10 protein-coding genes are annotated in these 11,631 nt (G+C 73.9%); 4 read left to right on the top strand and 6 right to left on the bottom strand.

Annotated elements, in window-relative coordinates; genetic code table 11:
* From GA0115240_RS02250 to GA0115240_RS02235, 4 genes are all read right to left on the bottom strand, one after another.
* Positions 1-1,004, bottom strand: a 1,004-nt coding sequence (locus GA0115240_RS02250; protein ID WP_093734955.1) for an acetamidase/formamidase family protein, incomplete at its 3' end; no start/stop codon positions are given.
* An 11-nt stretch (positions 1,005-1,015) separates the two neighbouring features.
* Entirely contained in the window at positions 1,016-1,579 is a 564-nt protein-coding gene (locus GA0115240_RS02245; protein ID WP_237554537.1) for a hypothetical protein, read from the bottom strand.
* Positions 1,580-1,748: 169 nt separating this feature from the next.
* Entirely contained in the window at positions 1,749-3,098 is a 1,350-nt protein-coding gene (gene lysA, locus GA0115240_RS02240; RefSeq protein ID WP_093734953.1) for a diaminopimelate decarboxylase, read from the bottom strand.
* A gap of 11 nt (positions 3,099-3,109) precedes the next feature.
* Positions 3,110-3,475: an SAV_915 family protein gene (locus GA0115240_RS02235; RefSeq protein WP_093734952.1), complete on the bottom strand. Its 366-nt coding sequence runs from the start codon at positions 3,473-3,475 to the stop codon at positions 3,110-3,112.
* Between the two features lie 395 nt (positions 3,476-3,870).
* Between GA0115240_RS02235 and GA0115240_RS02230 the strand changes: the two genes are divergently transcribed.
* Together GA0115240_RS02230 and GA0115240_RS02225 are read left to right on the top strand one after the other, a co-directional pair.
* Positions 3,871-6,387 (top strand): sensor histidine kinase, encoded by a 2,517-nt coding sequence (locus GA0115240_RS02230; protein ID WP_093734951.1) that lies wholly within the window; start codon positions 3,871-3,873, stop codon positions 6,385-6,387.
* Positions 6,384-7,061, top strand: a complete 678-nt coding sequence (locus GA0115240_RS02225; RefSeq protein ID WP_093734950.1) for a response regulator — start codon at positions 6,384-6,386, stop codon at positions 7,059-7,061. Before GA0115240_RS02230 ends, GA0115240_RS02225 begins: the two co-directional genes overlap by 4 nt.
* Positions 7,062-7,401: 340 nt before the next feature.
* Here GA0115240_RS02225 and GA0115240_RS02220 read toward each other — a convergent pair whose 3' ends face one another.
* Both GA0115240_RS02220 and GA0115240_RS02215 read right to left on the bottom strand, forming a co-directional pair.
* Positions 7,402-9,318, bottom strand: coding sequence for an amino acid transporter (locus tag GA0115240_RS02220; protein ID WP_237554538.1), 1,917 nt, complete (start codon positions 9,316-9,318; stop codon positions 7,402-7,404).
* A 376-nt stretch (positions 9,319-9,694) separates the two neighbouring features.
* Positions 9,695-10,507 (bottom strand): hypothetical protein, encoded by an 813-nt coding sequence (locus GA0115240_RS02215; RefSeq protein WP_093734948.1) that lies wholly within the window; start codon positions 10,505-10,507, stop codon positions 9,695-9,697.
* A 321-nt stretch (positions 10,508-10,828) separates the two neighbouring features.
* On the opposite strand from GA0115240_RS02215, the gene GA0115240_RS02210 reads away from it, so the two are divergent.
* Entirely contained in the window at positions 10,829-11,416 is a 588-nt protein-coding gene (locus GA0115240_RS02210) for a sigma-70 family RNA polymerase sigma factor (RefSeq protein WP_093734947.1), read from the top strand.
* The coding region (locus GA0115240_RS02205; RefSeq protein ID WP_176724967.1) for an RskA family anti-sigma factor at positions 11,413-11,631 on the top strand (219 nt) is incomplete at its 3' end. The genes GA0115240_RS02210 and GA0115240_RS02205, both read left to right, overlap by 4 nt.

Genomic DNA, 11,631 nt, shown 5'->3' with positions numbered 1-11,631 from the left:
AGGACCGCCGCGGTCTCCCGCAGCCGCCGGTGCAGGTCGCGGTGCGGGGTGCCCGGCGGCAGCCAGTCCTTGCGGATCTTCGACAGCGCCGTGTAATTGGTGTCGCACACGTTGGCCAGTGGCGACTCGCCGGCCTGGGTGAGGAACTGGTAGGCGTCCAGGTCCGCGAGGCCGTAGTCCCGCTCCAGCCAGCGCACCATGTCGAGCTGCGCGATCCGGAAGGCGTCCTCGAGCGGGCGGGCGGAGCCGGTGGACATGATGTGGGTGTCGGACTCCAGTCGCGGCCAGGGGGTCTGGACGCCCTTGAGCAGCTCCACGACGACCACGGTGTTCATCGCGCACTCCACCGCCACCCCGCAGGTCTCCCCCTCCCCCTGCCGGGCATGTCCGTCACCGAGGCTGAGCAGCGCGCCCTCCACGTTCACCCCGAGATAGCAGGTGGTGCCGGCCCGCATCTCCGGGGTGTCCATGTTGCCGCCGTGCGCGTCCGGGACGAGCGCCGAGCGCACCTCCAGGTTGGCGGGGGCCACGCCGACCGTGCCGTGCATCGGGTCCATCGGCAGCTCCAGGCGCAGCTCGCCGTCCCGGGTGGTGAACGCGCAGGTCCGCCGGTCGCGGTCCAGCTCCCACATCCACACCACCTCGGGCAGCGGCGGCTGGAGGGTGGCCGTGGTGTGCGTGGAGGTCAGCGCGCCGAACAGCGGCACGGTGGTGGACGCCGCCCAGTCCCGCGCGGGCTCCACCGACACGAAGTGCACGGCCACGGTGTCGCCGACCTCCGCGCCTTCCACGTAGAAGGGGCCGGTCTGGGGATTGAGGAAGGGGAACTCGCACACCTCGGACACCAGGTCGCGTGCGGAGCGCACCCGCCCGGCGAAGCAGTCCTCGGTGAACACGTCGAGCACCGTTCCGGGCGCTATCCGTGCGACGGGCGCCGCCCCGCCGAAGGTCCAGGCGTAGGAGCCGGGGTCGGGGCGGACGGTGAGGATTCTGGGGTCGGCCATGGCTCGGCAGCTTAGGACCTGAGGCCGGCACTCTCCAGGAGTCGGCGGGCCTCGGCGCTGTCGATCTGCTCGGCGAGGATGTCCAGCACGCCGGTGCTCGGCAGTGTCCCGGCCTGGTAGGAGCGGCGGGCGCCGCGGTCCAGCTCGTGCCAGAGGAAGGGATTGCCGGACAGCACCCGGGGGGAGACGTCGACGCGGGTGCCGAAGGCGTCCCGCAGGTGCAGGCGGCGGTCGATGCCGCCGTCGAGGCGGGCGTCGACGAGGAAGTCGGTCCTGACCCGGCGCTTGCGTACCAGGCCGCGCACGGCCAGCCAGCCGCTCCCGGCGGTGACCCGGGAGGGCAGCAGCACCCCGAAGACCAGGGCCGACAGGCCCGTCCAGAGTGCGGCCCGTGGCAGTGTCAGGCTGCCCGCCAGCGCGTCGAGGACCATGGTCAGCGTGAGGATGATTCCCGACGAGGCGAGCGCGGTTCGCAGGTGTCCGGTCCAGTGCCGGTCGTACACGTGGCCCCGCCCCGCGCCGTTCCGCTGAGGGGAGCGGCTCGGGGAGGTGGCGGAAGGTATACCGCGTCCCATGTCTTCAAGGCTAGGTCGGCCGGCCCGGTGGCGGGGTGCCGAGCGGCGGGCCTTGACGGTCCTCTGACGCGTGCCCCGGCTGTCTTGACACCGCTCTGACGTGCGGCGGGACCCGGCGGGACCCGGCGGGGCCCCGCAGGGCCCCGCAGGGCCCCGCAGGGTCGCGTTCTCAGTCGCCCACGTCCCGCAGGCTCATGTCCGCCAGCGACTCGCGGCGCACCAGCAGGCGGGCGGTGCCGTCGGTGACCGCGACGACGGGCGGGCGGCCGACCATGTTGTAGGTCGAGGCCATGGACAGGTGGTAGGCGCCGGCGACAGGGACGCCGAGCAGGTCGCCCGGGTGGATGTCGTCGGGCAGCGGGACATCGGCGGCGAGGATGTCGCCGGCCTCGCAGTAGCGCCCGACGACGTCCATCACGGTGCGGTCGGGGCTCTGCGGGCGGCCGACCAGCCGGGGGGCGTAGCGGACGCCGTAGAGCGCCGGGCGGGGGTTGTCGCTCATGCCGCCGTCGACGGCGACGAGGGTCCGGCCGCCGGTGCGCTTGACCGCCAGGACCCGGTAGAGCGCGACGCCGGCCGGGCCGATGACCGCGCGGCCGGGTTCGAGGGTGAGCCGCGGGACGGGCAGGCCGGCGCGGGCGCAGCCGTCGGCGAGTTCGGCCCGGACCCGGGTGGCCAGCGCGGTGATGTCCAGGGCGGTCTCACCGGGGCGGTAGGCGACCGCGTGGCCGCCGCCGAGGTCGAGTTCGGGCAGCACCACGCCGTACTGGTCGCGGATCCGGGCCATCAGCCCGATGAGCCGCCGCAGCGCGGCCAGGTACGGCTTGACCGTGGTGACCTGTGAGCCGATGTGGCAGTGCAGGCCGGTCAGCCGCAGGCCCGGCTGGCCGAGCACGCGGTCCACGGCGTGCTGGGCCGAGCCGTCGGTGAGCGACAGGCCGAACTTCTGGTCGTCGGTGCCGGTGCGGATCGACGGGTGGGCGCCGGCCACCACGCCGGGCACCACGCGCAGCATCACGCGCTGCGGCGCGTCCCCGGCCGGGACCAGGGTGGCCAGCCGGGCGATCTCGGTGGCGCTGTCGATGACGATCCGCCCGACGCCGAGCCGCACCGCGGTGCGCAGATCCTCCGGGCTCTTGGCGTTGCCGTGCAGCAGGATGCGCTCCGGCGGGAAGCCGGTGGTGACCGCGAGTTCCAGTTCGCCGGCCGAGCACACGTCCAGGCCCAGGCCCTCCTCGCGGACCCAGCGGGCCACCGCGCGGGACAGGTACGCCTTGGCCGCGTAGACCACGTCGGCGTCCGGGAAGGCCGCCCGGTACATCCGGCAGCGGGACCGCACCTCGTCCTCGTCGAGGACGTAGAGCGGGGTGCCGAACCGGTCGGCGGCCTCGGCCAGCGGCACCCCGCCGACGGACAGGTCCCCGCCGGGTACGGCCGCGGTGGAGGCGGGCCACACCGACAGGTCGTCGTCCGGCGGGAAGACCGGGGCCGGCAGCGGTGCGGAAGTGACGATGGACATGGCGGAACCTTCTAGCCGATCAGGAGGTAGTGGGGCGCCCCGGTGGCGGGCGTCGTGGGCGCGGTCGCAGGCCCGGTGGGGGTGCGGGCGGCCGGCGCGGACAGCCGCGGGTCGATCCGTAGCGTGGTGATGCCCAGCGGGGCGGCCAGTGCCCGCAGCGCGGGCTCGGACAGCCGGATCCACTCCTGGGCCGGGCCGAGCGTGCGGACCAGCCGCTGCTCGGTGGTGAAGGCGACCGCGGTACGGCCGCCGAGGGCCGTGCGGAAGAAACGGGCGGCGGAGCCCAGGGGTCCCGACCGGACGGGGACGTAGAGGCAGCGTCCGGCCGGGATCGCTTGGAGGGGCTCGGGGTCCTCCGTTGTCTGGCTCGGCGACATGTGCGTTTCTCCTCACGACGGTGGCCGCGGCACTGTCGGGGCCGGCGGCTCTTCGTCAAAAACGCTAAGCCCGGCGAAGCCCCGCCCCGGGTGGTCGCTGACGGGTGCTTGACGCCGGAACCCGATCCCTGACGTCCGCTTGACGCCGCTCCTGGGCGACCGCCCGGCCCGCCGCGCCCGGGCCGCGGCCCCCGTCCAGGTCCGCCGGCCCGTCAACGAGGCGTCAACGTCGCGGCGACAGGTGCAAGGAAAGCGTTAACGCGCTGGCCACGGCGCCCGCGGCCGGTTTGCCTGGAGGGGCCACCGGCCCCGCCGGTCCGCACCGCCCCCCGTACGGACGGCCGCAGCGCCGGCCGTACGGACACGCACGCCGCTCGACGCTCGGAGACGCGCCCATGTCCGAACCCCGGCCCGGCCGGCTCAAGGTGTTCCTCGGCGCCGCTCCCGGCGTCGGCAAGACCTACCGGATGCTGGACGAGGGGCGCCGCCGGGCCGAGCGCGGCACCGACGTGGTGGTGGCGTTCGTGGAGTGCCACAACCGGCCGCACACGCTCGCCAAGCTCAGCGGCCTGGAGGTGGTGCCCCGGGTGGAGCGCGAGTACCGGGGCGCCGTGCTGTCCGAGATGGACCTGGCGGCGGTGCTGGCCCGCGATCCCGAGGTCGCGCTGGTGGACGAGCTGCCGCACACCAATCCGCCCGGCAGCCGCAACGCCAAGCGCTGGCAGGACGTGGAGACACTGCTGGCGGCCGGGATCAATGTGGTCACCACCGTCAACATCCAGCACCTGGAGTCGGTCAACGACGTGGTCGAGAAGATCACCGAGGTGCCGCAGCGCGAGACCGTGCCCGACGAGATGGTCCGCCGCGCGCACCAGATCGAGCTGGTGGACATGCCCGCCGAGGCGCTGCGCCGCCGGCTGGCGCACGGCAATGTCTACGCCCCGGAGAAGGTCGACGCCGCGCTGGCCAACTACTTCCGGATCGGGAATCTGACCGCGCTGCGCGAGCTGGCGCTGCTGTGGGTGGCCGGCCGGGTGGACGAGGCGCTGCAGCGGTACCGCACCGAGCACGGCATAGGGGGTGTCTGGGAGACCAGGGAGCGTGTCGTGGTGGCGCTGACCGGCGGCCCCGAGGGACAGACGCTGATCCGGCGGGCGGCCAGGATCGCCGACCGCTCGGCCGGCGGCGACCTGATGGCGGTGCACGTGGCCCGCAGCGACGGCCTGGCCACCGGCTCCTCCCCGGTCGCGCTGGCCCGGCAGCGGCAGCTGGTGGAGAGCCTGGGCGGCAGTTACCACTCGGTGGTCGGCGACAACGTGCCCGGCGCGCTGCTGGACTTCGCCCGCGGCGCCGGCGCCACCCAGCTCGTGCTCGGGTCCAGCAGGCGGGGCCGGCTGGAGAAGCTGCTGACCGGGCGCGGCATCGGCGAGACGACGGTGACCAGCTCCGACGAGATCGACGTGCACATCGTCACCCACGAGCGGGCCGGCCGCGGCCGGCTGCTGCCGTCCCGCCGGCGCACCCTGACCACCTCGCGGCTGATCGCCGGGCCGGTCGCCGGCCTGGTGCTGCCGTTCGCGCTGGCCGCGGTCCTCGCCACCAGCCGCGGCAGCCTCAATCTGACCAGTGAGGCGCTGCTGTTCCTGCTGACCGTGGTGGGGGTGGCCTGCTTCGGCGGGGTGGTGTCGGCGGTCGTGGCGTCGGTGACCGCCTCCCTGGTGCTGAACTACTGGTTCATCCCGCCGATCGGGAAGTTCACCATCGCCGAGCCCAACAACATCCTGGCGCTGGCGGTGTTCGTGGTGGTCGCGGGGACGGTCGCGGCGGTGGTGGACCGCTCGCTGCGGCTGTCGCGCCGGGCGGCCCGGGCCACCGCGGAGGCCGAGACCCTGTCCTCCCTGGCCGGCAGCATCGTGCGCGGCGGCCCCGGTGTCGACGTGCTGCCCACGCTGCTGGAACGGGCCCGGGAGACCTTCGGCATGGACAGCGCCGAGCTGGCCTCCGCGCCGGTCGAGGACGACACGGCCGTGCAGGTGCCGGCCGGCGCCGGATCCGTGCTGGTCCTGCGGGGGCGGCGGCTGCCCGCCGCCGACCAGCGGGTGCTGGCCGCTTTCGCCGCGCATGTCTCGGTGGCGGTGGAGCGGGCCCGGCTGGCCGAGGCGGCGGCCGAGATAGAGCCGGTGAAGGCCGCCGACCGGATGCGGACCGCGCTGCTGGCCGCCGTCAGCCACGACCTGCGCACCCCGCTGGCGGCCGGCTGGGCCGCGGTCAGCTCGCTGCGCAGCCAGGACGTGCACTTCTCCGACGAGGACCGCGAGGAACTGCTGGCCACCGCCGAGGAGTCCCTCAGCCGGCTGAACCGGCTGGTGGACAACCTGCTCGACATGAGCCGGCTGCAGGCGGGCGCGCTGTCGCTGAATCTGCGGGCCACCGCCCTGGAGGAGGTGCTGCCGGCGGCCCTGGAGTCGCTGGACGCCTCCTCCGACGTGGACGCGCAGGGCCTGGAGCAGGCGCCCGCGGTACGGGCCGACCCGCCGCTGCTGGAGCGGGTCATCGCCAACCTGATCAGCAACGCGGTCCGGCACGCCCCGCCGGGCAAGCCGGTGGTGCTCACCGCGAGCGCGCTGGGCGACCGGGTGGAACTGCGGGTCATCGACCGCGGTCCGGGCCTGTCCGAGCACGACCGGGAGCACGCCTTCGAGCCGTTCCAGCGGATGGGCGACACCGACAACACCACCGGCCTCGGGCTCGGCCTGGCGCTGGCCCGCGGCCTGACCGAGGCCATGCACGGCGACCTCACCCCCGAGGACACCCCGGGCGGCGGCCTGACCATGGTGCTGTCGCTGCCGGCCGCCGACCTCGGACCGGCCGCGGCCGCCGGCCCCGACGGCGACGAGGAGGACCCGACGTGAGGCGCGTGCTGGTGGTGGACGACGATCCGCCGATGCTGCGGGTGCTCGGCACGGCGCTGCGGGCGTACGACTTCGCGGTGGTCACCGCCGCCGACGCCGGTACCGCGCTGGACCTCGCCGCCCGCCGCTCCCCGGAGGCGGTGCTGCTCGACCTGGGCCTGCCGGACCTGGACGGCCTGGACATGCTGCGTTCGCTGCGGGCCTGGAGCAGCGTCCCGGTGCTGGTGGTCTCCGGCCGCACCGGCATCGGCGCGCGGGTGGCCGCGCTGGACGCTGGCGCCGACGACTACCTGACCAAGCCGTTCGCGCTGCCGGAGATCGCCGCCCGGCTGCGGGCGGTGCTGCGCCGCCCGGCCCGGCTGCGGGACGAGGAGCAGGTGGAGCTCGGCGGCTACACCGTCGACCTGGGCGCCTACACGATCACCGGCCGGGACGGCGGCCTGGTCCACCTCACCCCGACCGAATGGCGGCTGCTGGCGATCCTGCTGCGCAGCCCGGACCGGCTGGTGACCGGCCGCGAGCTGCTCACCGAGGTGTGGGGCCCGCAGTACGTCAAGCGGACCAACTACCTGCGCATCCACATGGCCGCGCTGCGGCACAAGCTGGAGCCGACGCCGTCCTCGCCCCGCCATCTCATCACCGAGCCGGGGCTGGGCTACCGCTTCCAGCCGTGAGGACCCGGCGGCGGCACCGCGGCGGCCGGGCCCCGGCGGCGGAACCCCGGCGGCAGCAGGCCGTCAAGAGGCGCCGCGGCGTCGTCAGGGGAGCGTCAACAGCCGCCGCCCGGCGGCCTTCCGGGGTGAAGCTGGTGGATGTCCGGAGCCACGGCGGCCGGTACGGCGGCAGGTGAGGGAGCGGGCGATCCGTCGCAGCCGCCGGACCGCCGTGGGGAGACCCAGCCGGGTCTCGCCGGGGCACCGCACCCTTCCCAGCGGCGCCCCGGCCCGGGCGGCACCGGCGGCACCCCGGGACCCGGGCGCGCGCCGGGCGGCACTTCAGGCGCGTGAGCGCCGGTCAGGCGACATGCACCCGGGGCCGCTTGGCCGGGTCCGGCTCGACCTCCCGCAGCACCTCCCGGGTGACCGGCGCCACCTCGCCCTGGCCGAAGAGGAAGAAGCGCAGGAAGTTGGCGAACGGGTTGCCCTCGGTCCACTCGAAGTAGATGTGCGGCTTGGTGCCGGTGGTGTCCCGGACATGCATCAGCAGCGCCGCCAGCGCGTTGGGGATGGACGCGCTGACCAGCGACAGCACCCGGTAGCGGCCGTGCAGCACCTGGCCGCGCACGATCACCGCGGACTCGAACTCCGACGCGTCGAGCACCGTCACCTCGACGAAGACCAGGTCGTCCTCCGGCGGGATGTCGTTGTCGTGGCGGATCTGGATCAGCTTGTCGCGGTACTCGGCCGCGTCCCGCCGGTCCGGCTCGTTGGCGATGAAGCGGATCCGGCGGCTGGCGATGTCCCGGACGAAGCGGGCCGCCATGTCGTCCAGCTCCACGCTGGTCACCCGCAGCTCGAAGGAGCGGGCCAGCCGGGACAGCAGCGACACCAGCACGATGCCGGCGATGAAGCAGGCACCGATCCGCACACCGTCCGGACGCTCCCAGACGTTCACCACCGTGGTGTAGGCGAACACCACCGCGATGACGCCGAAGGCGACCGTCCAGTTGCGCTGCCGGGCCTTGCGGGCCGAGATGGTCACCGCGATCGCCGCCGAGCTCATCAGCACCAGCACGCCGGTGGCGTACGCGCCGCCCTGCTTGTCGACGCTCGCGTGGAAGAGCACGGTCACCAGGAACGCGATCAGCGTGAACACCAGCACCATCGGCCGTACCGCCCGCGCCCAGTGCGGCGCCATGCCGTAGCGCGGCAGATAGCGCGGCATCAAGTTCAGCAGCCCGGCCATCGCCGAGGCCCCGGCGAACCAGAGGATGGCGATGGTGGAGAAGTCGTAGACCGTGCCGAAGCCCGAGCCGAGTTCCTGGTGCGCGAGGAAGGCCAGCGCGCGGCCGTTGGCCTGCCCGCCGGCCTGGAACTCGGGCTTGGGGATCAGCACGGTGGTGATGAAGCTGGTCAGGATCAGGAAGACGCTCATGATCAGCGCCGCCGTGGTCAGCAGCTTCTTGGTGTCGCGGATCCGGCCGGACGGCCGGCCCTCGGTGTCGGTCGGGTCGCCCTTGACGTGCGGCATGACCGCGACACCGGTCTCGAAGCCGGACAGGCCCAGCGCCAGCTTCGGGAAGATCAGCAGCGAGACGCCGATCATCACGAAGACGTTGCCGCGCTCCACGAACAGCCCGTGCTTCCAGTCCGTCACCAGCTCGGGGGCCGTGATCACATGCCACAGGCCGTCGCCGACCACCACGACGTTCAGCGCCAGATAGAGGCCGACCAGCACCACCGCGACGCCCACGGCCTCCAGGAAACCCTTGAGGAACACCGCGCCGAGCAGCGCCACCAGCAGCAGCGTGATGAGCTCCTGGTGGCTGGCCAGCGCCCCGGTGAAGTGCGGGTTCTCCACCAGGTGGGTGGAGGCGTCGGCGGCCGACAAGGTGATGGTGATCAGGAAGTCGGTCGCCGCGAAGCCCAGCAGCGCCAGCACGAACAGCTTGCCCTTCCAGAAGGACAGCAGCTTCTCCAGCATCGCCACCGACCCGGCGCCGTGCGGGCTGTCCTCCGCGACCCGCCGGTAGACCGGCAGCGCGCCGGCAAGCGTGACGATCACCAGCACGACGGTGGCGATCGGCGACAGCAGTCCGGCGGCCAGCGCGGCGATGCCCGGCTGGTAGCCGAGGGTGGAGAAGTAGTCCACACCGGTCAGGCACATGACCCGCCACCAGGACTGCCCGTGCTCCCCGAGGGCCTCCTCCTCGGGCGGGCCGCCGGGTTCCCCGGGGTCCGGTTCGGTGTGCACCGGCTGGTTCTTGGCCATGTCGGACAGGCCCTCCAGCAGCCAGGCCCGAAGGCCGCCGGTCGGGGCGGTGGTGGCCAAGGTGGTGGCTCCTGTCGTTCGGCGGCCGGGGCGCGGCTGCCGGGAGGGGTGGGCCGGGAACGGATTCCCGGCGTCGGGATCGCGCGGCTGAGCGTATGCAAAGCGTATGCACCCCGATCAGGGCAGCCCCCGGATCCCTAGCGGTTTCTTAACGCGTGACCTGCGCCTCCTGCCGGGGCGACGGGCGGCGTTCACCCCGTTGGCGTCGCCCGGACAGCTCGGCGCCGTCCACCGCGGGCCCGGCCGGCGCGACATGCCTCGGGGGCCCGCGACGATTGCGTCGCGGGCCCCCGGGGTCGGTGCGGGTGGGCCGGTGTCAGGCCTTGGTCTCGGCGTCGGCCTTGGCGGCGGCGCTCTTCGCGGCGGCACCCTTGGCGGCGGCACCCTTGGCGGCGGCGCCGGCCGTGCCCTGCGCCGGGACAGCGGCGTCCGGCTCGGCTTCGGCACCGGTCTCCTGCTCCACCGCGGCCTCCGCCGGGATCTCGGCCCCGGTCTCGGCGCCGGCCTCGGTCCCGTCGTCGTCCGCCCCGGGGCCGGCCGCGTCCTGCGGTACGCCGCCGTCCTCGAAGCGCGCGTCGAGCACCGCGTCGAGTTCGGCCGTCCACTGCTTCAGGGTGCCGCGGGAGGGGGCGTCCACGTCCGCCTGGAACCAGCGGCGGGAGGACGTGTAGACGGTGACGGAGAACCGGCGGCCGAAGCGGGGCGTGTCGATCTCGACCGCGCCGATCTCGTCCCAGCCGAATTCCGCCTCCTGGTCGTCCAGGCGGAAGGTGACCCCGCTGCGGTCGGCGATGATCGCACCGCGGCGGTCGGTGGCCTCGAAGACCGGAAGGCCGTCCTCGATGTCCTCGGCGACCTCGTCGTCCCCGACTTCGTCGTCCTCGGCGCCTTCCGGCGCCGCGCTGTCCTCGGCCACCTCCGTCTCTTCGGCGCCGGACGCCTCCTTTTTCAGGGAGGGGGCCGCCGACGGGGGGGCGGTTACGGCGTCCTCGGGCGGAATGTCCGCCGTCGGCTGGGCAACCGCGTCGAGCCCCTCGGCCGGAGCCAGGGGCGTGAGGCCGGGGATGTACGCAGGATCGATCCCTGCGGGTGGCACCGGCGGACTGGTCGAACCTATGCGCTGCTCCACGCCGGGCAGTATGGCCGATAAACCTGTGCCGTCAAGTGGCGGCCCCCCATCTCGGCCGCCATGCCTGGGCATTCGGGGCGCAAAGGTCATCCCTTCGGGTCTCCGAGGACGCCGCGGATGCCGCGGGCTCAGCGGGCCGCGCACGGGCGCCACGGGCCGGACGCCGGGCGAAACCTCGGGCCGGATCCCGGACCGAAACCCGGACCGAACCCCGGACCAGACCCCGGGCGGGAGGACAATCGGAATTGCTGCCCCTGTCCACCCATCCGGATGCCGCGCGGCTCCGAATGACCAGTGCCGCGTTACTGCCCGGAGGTGTCGATGCGTGTCACAGCACAGGACGGCCCGGTGCCGGTTCCCCGCCTGGGGGCGCTGGAGTCGCTGCTGGAACGCGTGTCCAGGGGCGATCAGGGCGCCTTCGAGACCCTCTACACCGCGGTCGCCGGGTCGGTGCTCGGCCTGATCCGTCGAGTGGTGCGGGACCCGGCGCAGTCGGAGGAGGTCGCCCAGGAGGTGCTGATCGAGGTGTGGCGGTGCGCGGCGCGCTTCGACGCCGCGCAGGGCAGCGCCATGGCCTGGATCATGACGATGGCCCACCGCCGGGCGGTCGACCGGGTGCGCTCGGCGCAGGCGTCCAGCGACCGGGAGCACAAGGCGGCGGTACGCGACCACCGCCCCGCCTTCGACGAGGTGACCGAGCAGGTCGAGCGGCGGCTGGAGCGCGAGCAGGTCCGCCGCTGTCTGGGCCAGCTCACCGAACTGCAGCACGAGTCGGTGACCCTGGCCTACTACCGCGGCTACACCTACCAGGAGACCGCCGAGGTGCTGGGCGTGGCCCTGGGCACCGTCAAGACCCGGTTGCGCGACGGTCTGATCCGGCTTCGTGACTGCCTGGGGGTGGGCTCATGACGATCGCTGACCTGCACACGCTGACCGGCGCCTACGCGGTCGGCGCGCTGCCGGACCGGGAGGCGGCGGAGTTCGGCCGCCATCTGGCCCGCTGCCAAGCCTGCGCCCAGGAGGTACGGGAGCTGCGGGAGACCGCGGCCCGGCTGGCGCTCGCGGTGGCCGAGGTGCCGCCGGCCGGGCTGCGGACCCGGGTCCTGGCCGCGCTGCCCGCGGTA

It is taken from the genome of Streptomyces sp. DvalAA-14, from assembly GCF_900091855.1.
Taxonomy (GTDB): domain Bacteria; phylum Actinomycetota; class Actinomycetes; order Streptomycetales; family Streptomycetaceae; genus Actinacidiphila.
Note: the sequence above shows the minus strand (reverse complement) of the source record. Positions and strands in the feature narration are given on the sequence as shown.